At 68.8% G+C, this 15,752-nt stretch carries 16 protein-coding genes; 4 read left to right on the top strand and 12 right to left on the bottom strand.

Annotated elements, in window-relative coordinates; all coding sequences use genetic code 11:
• Positions 1 to 10 precede the first annotated feature (10 nt).
• A complete protein-coding gene (locus tag AB4850_RS08775) occupies positions 11 to 1,075 on the top strand; it encodes an L-idonate 5-dehydrogenase (RefSeq protein ID WP_414439431.1) in 1,065 nt (354 codons plus the stop codon).
• Positions 1,076 to 1,234: 159 nt separating this feature from the next.
• Here AB4850_RS08775 and AB4850_RS08770 read toward each other — a convergent pair whose 3' ends face one another.
• From AB4850_RS08770 to AB4850_RS08745, 6 genes are all read right to left on the bottom strand, one after another.
• Positions 1,235 to 2,071, bottom strand: coding sequence for an ABC transporter permease (locus AB4850_RS08770; protein ID WP_414439430.1), 837 nt, complete (start codon positions 2,069 to 2,071; stop codon positions 1,235 to 1,237).
• The gene (locus AB4850_RS08765) at positions 2,064 to 3,254 is read right to left on the bottom strand and encodes an ABC transporter substrate-binding protein (protein WP_414439429.1); all 1,191 of its coding nucleotides are present in this window, start codon (positions 3,252 to 3,254) and stop codon (positions 2,064 to 2,066) included. The genes AB4850_RS08770 and AB4850_RS08765 overlap by 8 nt, the downstream gene beginning before the upstream one ends.
• A 54-nt stretch (positions 3,255 to 3,308) precedes the next feature.
• Positions 3,309 to 4,097: an ABC transporter ATP-binding protein gene (locus AB4850_RS08760; RefSeq protein WP_414439428.1), complete on the bottom strand. Its 789-nt coding sequence runs from the start codon at positions 4,095 to 4,097 to the stop codon at positions 3,309 to 3,311.
• Positions 4,094 to 5,179, bottom strand: coding sequence for an acyl-CoA dehydrogenase family protein (locus AB4850_RS08755; protein WP_414439427.1), 1,086 nt, complete (start codon positions 5,177 to 5,179; stop codon positions 4,094 to 4,096). The genes AB4850_RS08760 and AB4850_RS08755 overlap by 4 nt, the downstream gene beginning before the upstream one ends.
• A complete protein-coding gene (locus AB4850_RS08750) occupies positions 5,176 to 5,742 on the bottom strand; it encodes a carboxymuconolactone decarboxylase family protein (protein WP_414439426.1) in 567 nt (188 codons plus the stop codon). The genes AB4850_RS08755 and AB4850_RS08750 overlap by 4 nt, the downstream gene beginning before the upstream one ends.
• Before the next feature lie 116 nt (positions 5,743 to 5,858).
• Positions 5,859 to 6,818, bottom strand: coding sequence for an AraC family transcriptional regulator (locus tag AB4850_RS08745; RefSeq protein WP_414439425.1), 960 nt, complete (start codon positions 6,816 to 6,818; stop codon positions 5,859 to 5,861).
• Positions 6,819 to 7,054: 236 nt separating this feature from the next.
• Between AB4850_RS08745 and AB4850_RS08740 the strand changes: the two genes are divergently transcribed.
• Positions 7,055 to 7,432: an MAPEG family protein gene (locus AB4850_RS08740; protein ID WP_414439424.1), complete on the top strand. Its 378-nt coding sequence runs from the start codon at positions 7,055 to 7,057 to the stop codon at positions 7,430 to 7,432.
• An 84-nt stretch (positions 7,433 to 7,516) separates the two neighbouring features.
• On the opposite strand, the gene AB4850_RS08735 is transcribed toward AB4850_RS08740, so the two are convergent.
• The 4 genes from AB4850_RS08735 to ahpC all read right to left on the bottom strand — a co-directional run bounded on the left by AB4850_RS08735 (position 7,517) and on the right by ahpC (position 11,744).
• Positions 7,517 to 8,431 carry a LysR family transcriptional regulator gene (locus AB4850_RS08735; RefSeq protein WP_414439423.1) on the bottom strand — a complete coding sequence of 305 codons (915 nt, stop codon included), beginning with the start codon at positions 8,429 to 8,431 and terminating at the stop codon, positions 7,517 to 7,519.
• Positions 8,432 to 8,541: 110 nt separating this feature from the next.
• Positions 8,542 to 9,111 carry an isochorismatase family protein gene (locus AB4850_RS08730; RefSeq protein WP_414439422.1) on the bottom strand — a complete coding sequence of 190 codons (570 nt, stop codon included), beginning with the start codon at positions 9,109 to 9,111 and terminating at the stop codon, positions 8,542 to 8,544.
• 353 nt (positions 9,112 to 9,464) lie between these two features.
• On the bottom strand, positions 9,465 to 11,057 hold the full coding sequence (gene ahpF / locus AB4850_RS08725; RefSeq protein WP_414439421.1) for an alkyl hydroperoxide reductase subunit F: 1,593 nt from the start codon (positions 11,055 to 11,057) through the stop codon (positions 9,465 to 9,467).
• A gap of 123 nt (positions 11,058 to 11,180) precedes the next feature.
• Positions 11,181 to 11,744, bottom strand: coding sequence for an alkyl hydroperoxide reductase subunit C (gene ahpC / locus AB4850_RS08720; protein WP_414439420.1), 564 nt, complete (start codon positions 11,742 to 11,744; stop codon positions 11,181 to 11,183).
• Positions 11,745 to 12,342: 598 nt separating this feature from the next.
• Here ahpC and AB4850_RS08715 point away from each other — a divergent pair.
• Positions 12,343 to 13,242: a DUF817 domain-containing protein gene (locus AB4850_RS08715; RefSeq protein ID WP_414439419.1), complete on the top strand. Its 900-nt coding sequence runs from the start codon at positions 12,343 to 12,345 to the stop codon at positions 13,240 to 13,242.
• Positions 13,243 to 13,342: 100 nt separating this feature from the next.
• Positions 13,343 to 14,062: a UPF0149 family protein gene (locus AB4850_RS08710; protein ID WP_414439418.1), complete on the top strand. Its 720-nt coding sequence runs from the start codon at positions 13,343 to 13,345 to the stop codon at positions 14,060 to 14,062.
• Positions 14,063 to 14,145: 83 nt separating this feature from the next.
• On the opposite strand, the gene AB4850_RS08705 is transcribed toward AB4850_RS08710, so the two are convergent.
• Both AB4850_RS08705 and AB4850_RS08700 read right to left on the bottom strand, forming a co-directional pair.
• Entirely contained in the window at positions 14,146 to 14,997 is an 852-nt protein-coding gene (locus AB4850_RS08705) for an NADPH-dependent oxidoreductase (RefSeq protein WP_414439417.1), read from the bottom strand.
• Positions 14,998 to 15,164: 167 nt separating this feature from the next.
• Positions 15,165 to 15,653, bottom strand: coding sequence for a hypothetical protein (locus tag AB4850_RS08700; RefSeq protein ID WP_414439416.1), 489 nt, complete (start codon positions 15,651 to 15,653; stop codon positions 15,165 to 15,167).
• Positions 15,654 to 15,752 lie beyond the last annotated feature (99 nt).

Raw genomic sequence — 15,752 nt, 5'->3', positions numbered from 1 at the left:
AGGACGCCCCATGAAACTGCGTTGCATGTGTCTCGTCATTCACGCACCGAACGATCTGCGTTACGAAGCCGGCGAAGTCGAAACGCCGGGCGCGGGCCAGGTGCGGGTGCAGGTTGCGATGGGCGGCATTTGCGGCTCCGACCTGCATTATTTCCGGCACGGCGGCTTCGGCGCGATTCGCCTGCAGCAGCCGATGGTGCTCGGCCATGAAGTGGCCGGCACGGCGGTGGAAGTGGGCGAGGGCGTGACCGACGTGCGCGTGGGCGACCGCGTGGCCGTCAACCCAAGCCGCCCGTGCGGCAAGTGCAAGTTCTGCCTCGAAGGCCTGCCGAACCAGTGCCTCGACATGCGCTTCTACGGCAGCGCGATGCGCATGCCGCACATCCAGGGCGCGTTTCGCGGCGCGCTCGTGTGCGACGCGGTGCAGTGCGTGAAGGTGGCCGAGCATGTGCCGTTCACGCTGGCCGCGATGGCCGAGCCGTTCGCGGTGGGCCTGCACGCCGTGTCGCGCGCCGGCCCGCTGATCGGGCGGCGCGTGCTGGTGTCGGGCTGCGGGCCGATCGGCGCGCTGGCGGTGGCCGCCGCGAAGGCGCACGGCGCGCGCGAGGTGGTGGCCACCGACGTGGTGGACGAGCCGCTGGCCGTGGCGAAGGCGCTCGGCGCGGATCGCACCATCAACGTCGCCGCCGATCCCGAATGGACCCGGGCGTTTTCGGCCGACAAGGGCACGTTCGACGTGATGATCGAGTGCTCGGGCAACGAGCGTGCGCTGCGCGACGGGCTCGATGCGCTGCGCCCGCGCGGCGTGGTGGTGCAGCTCGGCCTCGGTGGTGACGTGGCGATTCCGCAGAACGTGGTGGTGGCCAAGGAGCTGACGATCTGCGGGTCGTTCCGCTTCCATTCGGAATTCGCGCTCGCGGTGCAGTTGATCAACGAGGGCCGCGTGGATCTCGCGCCGGCCATCACGCGCGTGTTCCCGGCGCGCGAGGCCAACGAGGCGTTCGCGCTGGCCGGCGACCGCCGCCGCGCGATGAAGGTGCTGATCGACTTCGAGGAAGCGGCGCTCGACGCGTGAGCGCTGCGGCGGTTCGTGCGCCAGGGGTCGCGCCTTGGAGCCCGTGCATCGAAGTGTGTGCTTCAGGGGCCGTGCTTCAAGGTTCGTGCGTCAGGGGCCGTGCCTCGGAGCCCGTGCGTCGAAGTTCGTGCCTCGGAGTCCGTACCCAGCGCCCCTGCCTCAGCGCCCGTCCTCGGGCGCGTGGCCGCCGTTCAGCCTGGCGGCCAGCGCACGGGCCGCCAGGTCGAGCGTGAAGCCGAGCACGCCGATCACGAGAATCACGGCGGTCAGTTCCGAATAGGCGAGCCGGTCGCGCGTGTCGAGAATCAAATAGCCCAGCCCGGAACTGACGCCGATCATTTCCGCCGGCACCAGCACGATCCACAGAATCCCGATGGCGAGCCGCACCCCGGTCAGCACTTGCGCGGCGATACCGGGCACGTAGATGTGCCAGAGCATTTCGGCGCGCGTGGCGGCCAGGCTGCGGCCCAGTTCGATCCAGCGGCGATCGAGCTGCACGACGCCGGCTGCGGTGCTGAGGATCAGCGGCCACACCGCCGCGAAGGCGAGCAGGAAGATCACCGAGCGATCGCCCACGCCGAGCGACATCACCGCGATCGGCATCCACGACAGCGGCGACACCATGCGCAGGAACTGCAGTGTGGGCGACAGCGCCTGCTCCAGCCAGCGCAGCCTGCCGATCGCGAAGCCCACCGGCACGCCCACCACGAGCGCGCAGCCGAGGCCGGCCGCGATGCGGCGCAGGCTGGTGGCGACGTGGCCGAGCAACTGATCGTCGTGGATCAGCGCCGGCAGCGCCTGCCAGGCGCGCCACGGCGAGAACTGCGCGAGCATCGCGTTGCTGCCGCCGAGCGTGGCCACGGCGAGCCACCAGAGGCCGAGCGCGGCGGCCAGGCCCGCCACGCCCAGCAGGGCCGCGCGAGCGCGGGCACGCCGCGCACCGGGCGCCTGCCCCGCGCGCGGCGCGGCCGGATCGACGGGCAGCACGCTAGACAAGAATCGTCTCCTGGCGCGTATAGCCGGCCGGCAGGCCGAAGGCAGCCATGCCGCCCGCCGCTTCGATGCTCTTCTTCACGAACCGGTCGTCCACCAGGTCGCGCGCCGCGAAGGCCGGATCGAGCTGCGCGAGGAACCCGCTCGCGCCCTCGGTGCGGGTCGTCTTCAGGCGCCGCACCAGTTCCTCGGTGTAGCTCGGATACGGATACGGCTGGAAATCGATGCGCCCCGCGTGCCAGTCGGCATGCCGGATCGCGCGATCGCCGAGATAGCGGCCGGCGTCGCCGGCGGGCGGCGCGAGCACGCGGCCGAGCAGAGCGGAGGCGTGCGGCGTGTAGTGGTGCTCGTCTTCCTTCGACAGCAGCCGGGCCGCCTCCTGCGGATGCGCGCGGGTCCAGAGCTGCGCCTTCACGATCGCGTCGACCACCTTTTGCGACCAATCCGCGCGCTGCGTCAGGTCCTGTTCGTGCATGAAGATCGTGCAGCAGGCGTGATTGCGCCAGACGTCGCCGGTGAAGCGCAGGATCTTGCCGATGCCGAGCTGCTCGGCCGCCGCGTTGAACGGCTCGGCCACGGTGTAGCCGGCGATCTGCCGCGCGGCCAGCGCGGGCGGCATGTCGGACGGCGCCATCACGATCAGCGCCACTTCCTTCGGCCCGGGCGTCGCGCCTTTCTGCAGCACCGGCGTGAGGCCCTGGCTGCGCAGCATGTCCTGCAGGATCACGTTGTGGATCGAATACCAGAACGGCACCGCCACCGTCTTGCCGCCGAGATCGGCCAGTGAACCGATCTCGGGCGTGACCGTGAGGGCCGAGCCGTTCACGTGGTTCCAGGCCACCACCTTGGCCGGCGCGCGGCTGCCGTAGCGCGCCCACAGCGTCATCGGCGACAGCAAATGCACCACGTTGACCTGCCCGGACAGGAAGGCCTCGACGAGCTGCGCCCAGCTTCGCAGCAGCACCGGCTTCTCGGCCTTCACGCCGGCCGCGTCGAACAGGCCGTTGGCATGCGCGACCAGCAGCGGCGCGGCGTCGAGGATCGGCAGGTAGCCGATCCGCACCGGGGCGTCGGGCTCGGCCGCCGCGCGCGCATTCAGCGTATGGAGCAGCGGCGCGGCGCCGGCCACGGAGAACAGGGTGGCGAGCTTGAGCCACTCGCGGCGGGACATCGGGATATCGCACATCGTCAGGCATTCACCGTGGTGGAGTCGGTCGATCGGAACGATCGGCCGGGGCAATCAATCGGACAAATCGGATGGTTCCGACAGGAACGCGGCGGACGGCATGGCCGCGTGCAGGGCCGCCAGGATCGGCACGCGCAGCGCGCCGAGCGCGGCCAGTTGGGACTCGCGCGGCGGCGCGACGCTCACTGGCCATTCGCCCGCGAGCCGGCCGTTGCCGAGCAGCACGATGCGGTCGGCCACCCGCAGCGCCTCGTCGATGTCGTGCGTGACGAGCACGGCGGTGGCGCCGGTGCGGCGCACGATCGAGACCAGCAGCCGCTGCATGCCGGCGCGCGTGACTTCGTCGAGCGCGCCGAACGGCTCGTCGAGCAGCAGCACGCGCGGCTCGCGGGCCAGGCTGCGGGCCAGCGCGGCGCGCTGCGCCATGCCGCCCGACAACTGCGTCGGCCGCCAGTGGCGCGCGTGTTCGAGGCCGACGGCGTGCAGCGCGTCGCTCACGCGCGACTTGCGCTGCTCGTGCGTAAGCGGGGCTTGCCGGGCGAAATCGAGGCCGAACGCGACGTTGCGTTCCACGTTGAGCCAGGGCAGCAGCGCCGGATGCTGGAACGCCAGCGCGACGTCGGCGCGCGGCCCCGCGATCGGTTCGTCGTCGAGCCGCACCGTGCCCGCGCTCGGCGCTACGAGGCCCGCGATCGCGCGCAGCAGCGAGGATTTGCCGCAGCCGCTGGGGCCGAGCAGCGCCACGATCTCGCCGGGCGCGACGACCAGATCCACCGCGTGCAGCACCTCGCGGCTCGCGTAGCGCAGCGCGAGGCCGCCGATTTCCAGGCGCGCGCCGCTCATGCCGCGTCGGCCTGCCTGTGGCGCGCGAGCTGGGTCTTCAACTGCACGAGGCTCGGCGTGACGATCGGCACGAACGCCGCTTCGCGCACGCGCCGCGCGGTGCCGCCGCTGCCGCGCAGGTAGCCGCGTCCGCCGCTGGCCTGCACTTCGAGGCCGACGGCGGCGTTCACGGTGCCGGCCAGCGCGATTCGCAATTCGAACAGCGCGGCCGGTTGCGCGAGAAAGCGGCCGTCGAGCACGCCCGACAGCAATTGCGTGCGTTGCGTCGCCAATTCGGCGGCGAGTGCGTCGATCTCTTCCGCGATCGCCTCGCGGGACGCGTCGCCGCCAGCCGATGCCGCCGTCAGCGCACGCTGCGCGAGCCCCAGCGACATGCCGCATTGCAGGCCGAGAAACGCCGGACGCAGGCGCGCGAGAAACGCGGGCGCGTCGGCGGTGATGCGCCACGCGGCGTCGAGCACGACGCCTTCCACGCGCAACGCGGCGGTATTGCTGCCGCGCAGCGCCACCAGATCGAGATCGTCGCTGCGCTGCAGGCCCGGCGCGTCGTGCGGCAGCGCGAAGATCGAGGGCGGCGCGCCGTCGTCGTGCTCGAACGCGGCGGCGGCCAGAAAGCCTTCCGGGCGCAGGTTGGTGATCCACGGCAGGCTGCCGTCGAGCGCGTAGCCCTGCGCATGCCGCGTCGCGCGCATCTGCAGCGATTCGATCGCCGACAGGTATTTCATCGCGTTCGACAGGCCGCTGGCGCCCGCGGTCGTGCCGTCGATCAGGGCCGGCAGCCAGCGCTCGCGCAACGGCGCGCAGTCGCCTTGCAGCAGGTATTCGATGAAGGTGCGATGGCCCCACAGCACGAAGGCGGCGGCCAGCGAATGGCCGGCCACCTGCGCGACCGCGTCGATCGCATCGGCGATGTTGCCGCCCGCGCCGCCCGCCGAGGCCGGCACGCCGATCGCGCTCAGGCCCGCGCGCGCGAGCCGCGGCAGCACCTCGGCGGCGTGCGCCGGTTCGGTGTCGAGCGATTCGGCGTGCGCGTCGAGCCAGTCGCCGAGGCCGGTGTTGCGCGTGCTGGTGAGCGAGGTCATGCCGGTTGTGCCTTGGGTTCCCAGCGATAGGCTTCGAGCTGCGGATTGAGCGTGTTGTGCGAGAAGTTGTTCGCGAAGTTGCAGAGCGTGGCGAGGCTGACGCCGAGAATCACTTCGAGCGCATTCGCGTCGCTGAAGCCGGCCTCGCGAAACGCCGCCTGCGCGGCGTCGGACACGTTGCCGCGCGTGTCGATCACGGCGCGCGTGAAGTCGGCCACGGCGGCGAGCCGCGCGTCGGGAATCGGCGACTGGTCGCGGATCGCCGTGACCAGTTCGGCCGGCAGTTGCGCCTTCTTCAGCGCCACGGCGGTATGGCCGGCGACGCAGAAGCCGCAGCCGTGGATCGCGGCGGCGGTGATCTGCACCACCTCGCGTTCGGCCAGCGACAGGCCGCTGCGGCCATTGATCGCCGCCACGGTCAGATAGGTTTCGAGCGCGGCCGGCGCGTTCGCGAGCGAGGCGACCAGGTTCGGCAGGAAGCCGTTTGCCGCGAGCGATTGCTCGAGATAGGGGCGGCTCGCTTCGGGAGCGGTATCGACGGTGTGCAGCGGCAGACGTGCCATGGTGTCCTCGAAAACAGCGGAAATCGTTCGGACGGCCATTGTGGCGGCGCCCGGCGGCAGCGGGCAATGCGGCCCCGTCTGCGTTTCCTGCGGATTCGTCTCGGGCGCGGCGCCGCTCAATGCATGGGTGCGTAGACCGAGGCGTCCTGCATGCGCTCGCGGCGGCACGCGCCGGGCGGCAGGCCCGTCACGCGCTTGAAGGCCTGCGCGAAGGCCGATTCGGAGCGATAGCCGACCTGTTCGGCCGCATCCCAGGTGGACGCGCCGTGCCGCAGCAGTTCGGCGGCCACCTTCATGCGCAGCAGCGCGAGGAATTGCGCGGGCGGCTGGCCGCAGGCATCGGCGAACTGCTTGCAGAATCTTGCGCGCGACATGTGACAGAAGCCGGCCATCGAGGTGGTGGTCCAGTCGTCGGCGGGGCTCGCGATGATCGCATTGACGAGGGGCGCGAATTCGGCGCGCCGCATCACCGACCACAGCCCCGGCGCGAAGCTGTCGGCGCTCGCGATGCTGCGCAGTGCGTAGAAAAACAGCACGTCGGTCAGGCGGTCGACGAGCGGCGAGGGCGCGTCGGGGGTACGGCGCACTTCCTCGCGGATCAAGTCGAACACCACGCGCGCGCCGGCCAGGCGGGCGTCGTCGTGGCGCGCGATGATGTGGTCGGGCAGCAGCCCGTGGATCGCGTCGCCGAGATCGGAGCGGAATTCGAAGAAGCCGCAGGCCAGGCCCACGCTGCCCGCCGAGGCGTCGGCCTCGAGCGCCGTCATGGTGCCGAGCCGTTGGCCGAGTTCGTCGGCCTCGGGGGCGCGTTCCCGAGGCGACAGGCAATGCGCCACGTCGTGCAGCAGGAACACGGCGTCGCCGGCCGTCAGCCGGGTGCTCTGCGCCGCTCGCGCGGGCGTGGCCGGCAGATGCAGCCAGCATTCGCCCTGCAGCACGAGATGGAAGCTCGCGCGCTGATGGCCCGCTGTCGAGGCCTGATAGACGCCGCAATAACGGCCCGCATGGAACAGCGTGCTGCGCAGTTCCAGCCCGGACAGCAGCCAGTCGGCGGCGCGTTCAACGGTGGTCGGCATGATCGGGTGCGACGGCGATGCGCGAAAAAAGGGGAACTTAGCTTAGCGCCCGACGGCGGCACGGCCAAAGAAGCGTTGGGATGAAGCATATGCGTCACGGTGATAAGCAAGCCGGGCCGGGGGTTTCCGCGTTGCGGCAGAGGAACCCGTCTAGTTTTTCTGTACGGCGGCCGCCCGCGCCGATGCTAAGCTGCGCCGGATCTTGTCATTGCTCGATGTCAATATAGGAGACCGGAATGATTGCTTCGCAGACCTGCCTGTTGATCGTGGTGCTGCTGCCGTTCGTGTGGACCGTCTGCGCGAAGGCGCGCCAGGGCTACGACAACACCGCGCCGCGCGCGTATCTGGCGAAACTCGAAGGCTGGCGCGGCCGCGCGGTCTGCGCCCATCAGAATGCGCTCGAAGCGCTCGCGTTGTTTACGGCGGCGCTCGTGGTGGCCTGGCACAACGGCGCGAACGGGGTGCGCGTCGATCAACTGGCCACGGCGTTCGTCGTCGCGCGCGTGCTGCACGGGGTGTGCTACGTCGCGAACTGGGCGTCGCTGCGCTCGCTGGTGTGGTTCGCGTCGATGATCTGCGTGGTCTGGCTGTTCTTCGTCGCGCCGTCGCCGTGACCGTGCGCGCCTCGCACGCGGCATGAGGTTGCGCGTGCAACGACCCGGCGTGCGCGCCGGGTCGTCATGCTTGCCTCAATTGCATCAAACCTTCTCGGGCGCGTCGCCCGACACCCAGTCGCGCACCGCCTGCACGAACAGCCGCAGCGGCGCGGGCGGATGGCGGTTGGCCGGGTAGTACAGCGCCAGCCCCGGCATCGCCACGCTCCATTCGCGCAGCAGCGCCACCAGTTGGCCGTCGGCCAGATACTCGGCCACCTGGTTCTCGGGCACCCAGGCCACGCCGATGCCGGCCAGCGCCGTCTCGATCATCGAATTGATATTGCCGAGCGTCATCGGGCCGCCCACGTCGAGGCTGCTGGTCTTGCCGTTCGACTGGAAATCCCAGCGATACATCGCGCCGCTCTCGAAACGGAAGCGGATGCAGCGGTGCTGCATCAGGTCGGCCGGGCGCTCGGGCGCGGGGTGGCGCGCCAGATAGGCCGGCGAGGCCACCGCGATGAAGCGCATCTCCGGCCCGAAGCGCACGGCGATCATGTCGCGCGGCACGTCGTCGAGCACGCGGATGCCGGCGTCGAAGCCTTCGCCCACGATGTCGATGAGCCGCGTGTCGGTGACGAACTCCACGTGGATGTCCGGATAGCGCAGCAGGAAGCCGGGCAGCACGTGGCGGATCAGGAGGCGTGTGGAGGACTCCGAAGCACTGATGCGCACCGAGCCGGCCGGGCGATTCTGCGCGGTGGCCACTTCGTCCACGGCGTTTTCCAGATCGCTGAGCGCCGGGCCGACGCGGCGCAGCAACTGCTCGCCGGCTTCGGTCAGCGCGACCGAGCGGGTGGTGCGGTTGAACAGGCGCACGCCGAGCCGCGCCTCCAGGCTGCGCATCGAATGGCTGAGTGCCGACGGCGAGACGGCCAGTGCGAGTGCGGCGGCCCGGAAACTGCGCTGTTCGGCGATCGCGACGAACGCCGTCAATTCGGAAAGGCCGGCACGCAACATGGTGGAACCTGAGTCATCGGGGGAGGGCAATGCGGATGCATCGTCGCGCGTAGCGTAGCACTTGCATCGCGCGCCGTGTTGCGGTGCGGCGCGCGATGCAGGCGCATCGTTCAGAAATGGCAATCGTGCGTGGCGATCACGTCGGCGAACGGCCCGGCCAGCGTCAGGTTGTGATGCGCGACGATGGCCGAGGCCGGCAGCACGAGCGTGTCCATGCAGCTGTGCGCGTCGGCCGCGAGCACCGGGCGGATGCCGTGCTCGGGCGCGGCGCGGCAGGTCGTGTCGACGCAATACTGCGTCTTCATGCCGGCGACGACCAGCTCGCGCACGCCGGCGTCGGCCAGGCGCGCGGCGAGCGCGGTGCCGGAAAAGCAGTTCGGGCGCTGCTTGTCGAACACGAAGTCGCGTTGCGGATCGAGGCCGAGCTCGGGCAGCAACTGCACCAGCGCGCTGTCCGGCGCGAGCGGCGTGCCGGGCGCGCCCACGTGGCGTGCGGCGAGAATCATCGCGCCGGCCTCGCGCGCGCGACCGATCAGCGTGCGCAGGTTCGCGAGCAGGCGCTCGCCTTCATGCGGCGCGTCGGCGCCATGAAACAGGCCATGCTGCATGTCGACGATCAGCAGGGCGCGGGCGGGAAACGGTTGGCTGGGTTGGGTGGGTTGGCTGGGTCGCTCGGACATCGTGGCATCTCCATCGAATGCCGGCGAGGCGGGGAGCGCGCGTCCAGAAACGACGAAGCCCCGCATCGCTGGCGGGGCCTTGGGGTGGTACAGGCAGAAATGAACTGCTGCGCGCCGACCTCACGACCCGCCGAAGGCGGTCGTGGTGGGTGTCGTGGCATGGAGGCGCGGTGCGTTCATGAACGCGAGAATGACGCAGGCGTGCGGCGGCGTCAAGCGCGTGTGGCGAGCGATGCCCGCGCAACAAGACAAAGCCCGCCGAACGGGCGGGCTTGGAAAAAGCGCCCTCGCTGCATGGGGGGCATGACGAGCGAGGGCGAAGGGTAGAACCGTTGTGGCGTTCCGGGCCGCGATCAGGCGGCGACGGTTTCCGCCTGCTTGGCGGCGGGCGCCGGTTCGACGTCCTGACGAATCAGGTAGTCGAAGGCCGACAGCGAAGCCTTGGCGCCTTCACCGACCGCGATCACGATCTGCTTGTACGGCACCGTGGTCACGTCGCCGGCGGCGAACACGCCCGGGATCGACGTCGCACCGCGTGCATCGACCACGATTTCGCCGTGACGCGACAGCTCGATCGAACCCTTCAGCCATTCGGTGTTCGGCACCAGGCCGATCTGCACGAACACGCCTTCGAGATCGATGCGCTTGGTCTCGCCGCTTTCGCGTTCGAGGTAGACGATGCCGTTCAGCTTCTGGCCGTCGCCGGTCACTTCCGTGGTTTGCGCGCTGGTGATCACGGTCACGTTCTTGAGGCTGCGCAGCTTGCGTTGCAGCACGTCGTCGGCACGCAGCGTGGCGCCGAATTCGATCAGCGTCACTTCGCGGACGATGCCGGCCAGATCGATCGCGGCCTCGACACCCGAGTTGCCGCCGCCGACCACGGCCACGCGCTTGCCCTTGAACAGCGGACCGTCGCAGTGCGGGCAGTAGGCCACGCCCTTGTTGCGGTATTCGCGTTCGCCCGGCACGTTCAGTTCACGCCAGCGTGCGCCGGTCGACAGGACGATGGTCTTGGCCTTCAGCACCGCGCCGTTCTCGAGATGGATCTCGTTGAGCGCACCCGGCACGAGCTTGGTCGCGCGCTGCACGTCCATCACGTCCACGTCGTATTGCTTGACGTGCTGTTCGAGCGCCACTGCGAACTTCGGCCCTTCCGTTTCCTGCACCGAGACGAAGTTCTCGATCGCCATCGTGTCGAGCACCTGGCCGCCGAAGCGTTCCGCCACCACGCCGGTGCGGATGCCCTTGCGCGCCGAGTAGATCGCTGCCGCAGCGCCGGCCGGGCCGCCGCCGACGATCAGCACGTCGAACGCTTCCTTGGTGGCCAGTTCCTTGGCGGCTCGGGCGCCGGCGCCCTTGTCGATCTTGGCGAGGATTTCCTTCACGCTGCTGCGGCCCTGGCCGAAGCTTTCGCCATTCAGGAACATGGTCGGCACGGCCATCACCTGGCGCTGGTCGACTTCATCCTGGAACAGCGCGCCGTCGATCGCCACGTGGCGAATGCGCGGGTTCAGCAGCGCCATCACGTTCAGCGCCTGCACGACTTCCGGGCAGTTCTGGCACGACAGCGAGAAATACGTCTCGAAGGAGAAGTCGCCTTCGAGGCTGCGGATCTGTTCGATCGTCGACTCGTCGAGCTTCAACGGGTGACCGCCGACTTGCAGCAAGGCGAGCACGAGCGAGGTGAATTCATGGCCCATCGGGATGCCGGCGAAGCGGATGCCGGTGGCCTTGCCCGGTTCACCGATCGTGAACGAGGGCTTGCGCTCGGTGTCGTCGCGGCGTTCGATGACGCTCACGCGCGCCGACAGTTCGCCGATCTCGTTCAGCAGCGCGAGCAGCTCCTGCGACTTCGCGCCATCGTCGAGCGAGGCGACGAGTTCGATCGGACGGGTGAGCTTCTCGAGGTACGACTTGAGCTGGGTCTTGAGATTGGCGTCGAGCATGATAATTCGGATTCCGTAGTGTTTTTGGCACCTCGCCGGAGGCGAGGGGACGTGCGGCCCGGTTCGGGCCGCACTGTCGAGCGCCTTGCGGCGCCTTGATACCGTCTTGCTGCTGGGGGAAGCTTAGATCTTGCCGACGAGGTCGAGCGACGGGGTCAGCGTTTCTGCGCCCGGCGTCCACTTGGCGGGGCACACTTCACCCGGGTGCGATGCGACGTACTGAGCGGCTTGCACCTTGCGGAGCAGTTCGCCGGCGTCACGGCCGATGCCGTTGTCGTGGATTTCGGCGATCTTGATTTCGCCTTCCGGGTTGATCACGAACGTGCCGCGCAGTGCCAGGCCTTCTTCTTCGATCAGCACGTCGAATGCACGTGCCAGCGTCAGCGTCGGGTCGCCGACCAGCGGGTACTCGATCTTGGCGATCGTGTCCGACGTGTCGTGCCATGCCTTGTGCGTGAAGTGCGTGTCGGTCGACACGCCGTAGATTTCAACGCCCAGCTTTTGGAATTCTGCGTAACGATCGGCCAGGTCGCCCAGTTCCGTCGGGCACACAAACGTGAAGTCCGCCGGGTAGAACACGAAGACCGACCACTTGCCCTTCAGATCTTCATCGCTGACCGTGACGAAATCGCCTTTGTGGTATGCGTTTGCCTTGAACGGTTGGAGCTTGCTGTTGATGATCGGCATTTGCTGTTTCCTTTGAGTGAAAAGGTGATCGGGTGGTGATCAGGAAACGCAAGTATGACGACTCGACCGGACAATGGGAAATTGCTTGTTTCAATGAGCGGGATCGGGATTTTCTATCTGTCCCGACTTTGAGACGGACGGTGTCTCGGGCCGGGCCGTCAGGCCGGGCGCCGAAGGCGGGAGAAGCAGGCTGGGCAGGCCGGAAAGTCTTGCCGCGCGGGGTTCGCCGCCTTGCCCGGAGAAGTGGGTACGCAGCGCGACGCAATGTCGCGGCGAATAAGGCGAGTGGCGCGATTTTCTCCGATTCCGCGGATTTCGTCCAGCCTTGCTTCGCATGTCGCCCGCTTTTCTGCCTGAACGATTTGACGGGCGAATGACCAAGGCGACAAATCGGCCGATATACTGCCGCGCATTCCTGAAATCGCCCGGGGCGATTGCGTGACCGATGCACGCCGATGCCGCGATGGCGGCCGAAACGGCGCGATATCGGCAGGCACGACCGACAACAACGAGAGCGCGTGGTGAAAATGAATCGATCGGGGCAACAACGCGGTGCAGTCATCTGCCTGCCATCGAGATGTGCATGGGAGGCCGCCCGATGACGACCAATCCGCCTGCCCTGGCGATGCGCTCGCGCGCCGACGCCACCATCGAAGCGCTGGCGGCGCGCGTGACCGCCGCCACCCGACTGCGCGGCGGCGCAGCGCAGGGCCTGCACACGTTTCTGGTGTTCGGCTTCCGGCAAGCCTGGGTGTGCCTGTTCGGCGGGCTGATGGTGGGCCTGCTGATCGCCACGCACTTCGTCTACCCGCGCGATGCGGCGCTGTCGCGTTACGACTTGCTGACGCTCGCCGCCGTGGCGATCCAGATCACGCTGATTGCGCTGCGGCTCGAAAGCTGGGACGAGGTCAAGGTGATCCTGCTGTTCCACGTGTCCGGCACGGCGATGGAAGTGTTCAAGACGGCGGTGGGCTCGTGGGTCTATCCCGAGTACGCGGTGCTGCGGATCGGCGGCGTGCCGCTGTTCACGGGCTTCATGTATGCGTCGGTGGGCAGCTATCTGGCGCGGGCGATCCGCGAATTCGACCTGCGCTTCACGGGGCACCCGCCGCTGTCGGTCACGGCCGGGCTGTCGCTGGCGATCTACGTGAATTTCTTCACGCATCACTACTGGTTCGACCTGCGTTACGGGCTGATCGCGCTGGTGGCCGTGGCGTTCCGGCGCTGCCATGTGTATTACCGCGTCAGCCGCCGCTATCACCGCATGCCGATGCTGCTCGGGTTCCTGCTGATCGCGCTGTTCATCTGGCTGGCCGAGAACGTCGGCACGTTCAGCCAGGCCTGGCTCTACCCCGCGCAGCGCGACGGCTGGACGCTGGTGTCGCCGAGCAAGCTGGTTGCGTGGTTCATGCTGACCATCATGAGCTACGTGATCGTCACGCTGGTCAACCCGCCGCGCACATGGCCGCCGGCGGCGGGCGAGGCGCCTCGCGGCTGAATCGTCATTGCGCGGTCGGCGCGCGGCGGTAGAATGCCGGTTTTCCATTTCCGCCGTGCGTTCGCGAATCGTTCGCGCTCGCCCGGCGCGGCGCACAGCGATGACCCACACCGACGACAAGACCCTCGACGAACTCGACCAGTTCCTGACGTCCGACATCATGTCGGAGAACACCATGACGATCGAGATGCTCGACGGTTACCTGACCGCGATCGCGATCGGCCCGACCACGATCGCCCCGACCGACTGGCTGGCCGACGTCTGGGGGCCGAGCGAGGACGACGCGCCCGATTTCGCCAACTACGAGCAGGCCGAGTACGTCTTCAACCTGATGATGCGGCACTACAACGCGATCCTGCAGACGTTCGAAGCCGATCCGTCGTCGATCGCGCCGCTGTTCAGCGTCAACGAGGTGGACGACGAGAACGGCACGCACGAGTTCATCGACGCCGAAGCCTGGGCCAACGGCTTTTTCCAGGGCATGGGCCTGCGCTGGGACGACTGGCAACTGCTGATCGACCACGCCGACGCCGAAACCATGCTGCGTCCGCTGCGCCTGCTCGGCAGCGACGATCTGGACGACGACGAACGCGCGTTGCTCGACCAGCCGGCCGAGCGGGAGCGGCTCTCGGAGCAGGTGCCCCCGGCGGTCGTGAAGATCTATGAATTCTGGCTGCCGCATCGCGGCCCGACGCAGGAGCGCCTGCTCGCGCAGACCATCCAGCGCGACGCGCCGAAGGTCGGCCGCAACGATCCGTGCCCGTGCGGCAGCGGCAAGAAGCACAAGAAGTGTTGCGGCGACGACGGCCAGCCGGACTGATCCGCCCAGCTTGCCCCGATCCTGATCCGCCTTGCGCGGGCGGGCCGCGCAAGGCGCGCCCGCCCGCGTTTTGCCTTCCCGCCTTACTTCAGACCGAAGCCCAGCGTGGCCAGCGCCTCGGCGAGCCGATCCCGGCCCGACAGCGCTTCCGGCCCGCGCACGCGGCGCGACGCCTGCCCGGTCCATCCCGATTCCGTCATCTGCTGCATGCGCTGGAACGCTTCCATCGAGGCGTTGTAGTCGGCCAGTTGCACGCTCGATTCGGCCGTGTAGCGTTCCTCGTGCACTACCAGCGGCGCGGGCAGGCGCGGCTTGACGTCGTTGGTGACGGCCGGATCGGGATAGCCGATCGTCAGGCCGAACACGGCGAACGCCTCGGGCGGCAGCCCCAGCTCCTGCGCGACCGCTTCGGGCTGGTTGCGCATTCCGCCGATATAGCAGCAGCCGAGGCCGAGCGACTCGATCGCGACCACGGTGTTCTGCGCGGCGAACGCGGCGTCGGCCACGGCCACCAGGAAGGCTTCGAGATAGCCGAGGCCCGCGCCCGGCATCTGTTCCTGCTCCGACACGCGGCGCAGGCGCGACAGATCGGCGATGAACACCAGCACCAGCGGCGCCTTGGCGACATGCTTCTGATTGCCGGCGCACACGGCCAGGCGCGCCTTGCGTTCGGGGTCGCGCACGGCCACCACGCTCCACGCCTGCAGGTTCGACGAGGTCGGCGCCGATTGGGCGGCGGCGGCGATCGTTTCGAGGATATCGGCGGGCAGCGCGCGCTCGGCGTAGGCGCGCACGGTGCGGTGGCGCAGCAGCGTGGCGATCACGTCGTTGACGGCGCCGTCGGCGGCATCGGCCTGCGGGGCCCAGGTGGCGCCGTAGCGCTCGCGCAGCAGTGCGTGGCGGGTATCGGCGGTGGCCGTAGCGGTGTCGTTCATACCGGAAGCGTCTCCAGACATCGATGAAAAGGCTGCCATGGTATGCGAGACGGGCGCTGTCTGCTGATGAGCGGGGCGATCGACAGCGTTTCGTCAGGCGATTTCGCCAATTTCGCCGTTTCTCCCGCCGTTTCTCCCGCGGTTTCGGCGCTGGCGCGCCGGTGCGTTCAATGCATGTAGGTCACGTTCCGTTCGCGCGCCCGGATCTCCAGCCCGGCGTCGAGCAGTGCGATCGAGAACCAGCGCGTCAGCTTCAGTACGCCGCTGACCGAGAACGCGGGCAGCCAGTCGTTCAGTACGCCGATCGCGGCTTCGCCGTGCGTCGACTGCAGATGCGCGATGGCCTGCAGCAGCGACGCTTCGTCGTAGGCGAGGTCCTGCGCGCAGCGGCAGCGCATGTCGAGCGGGCGCTGCGACGAACAGGCCAGCGTGTTCATCATCATGTCGAAGTGGTCGAGGCCGTCGGCATGCAGGCCGGCTTCCACCAGCACGTCGCGCCAGGTGTGGGCGAGGCGGGCCTGGCGGTTGCCGCCGCATTCGGGGTGCAGCCAGGTTCGCACGGCCGTCAGCACGACGCGTTCGGCGGTATCGGGGTCGCCCGCGAGCGGGTCGTCGTACAGGGATGGGCGGCCCGCGCCAAGTCGCGTGTCACTCATGGCACCTCCAGGGGCGTCGAAAGCTTTGGTTGGGCGGCTGCCGGCAGGGCGGGCCGCGTTCGGGGCGCGCCGCCGCCCGCGAGTGGGCGAGCGGCGCGC

Source organism: Burkholderia sp. 22PA0106 (assembly GCF_047497155.1).
In the GTDB taxonomy this organism is placed as follows: Bacteria; Pseudomonadota; Gammaproteobacteria; order Burkholderiales; family Burkholderiaceae; genus Burkholderia.
This window is presented reverse-complemented; position numbering and strand designations above follow the sequence as displayed.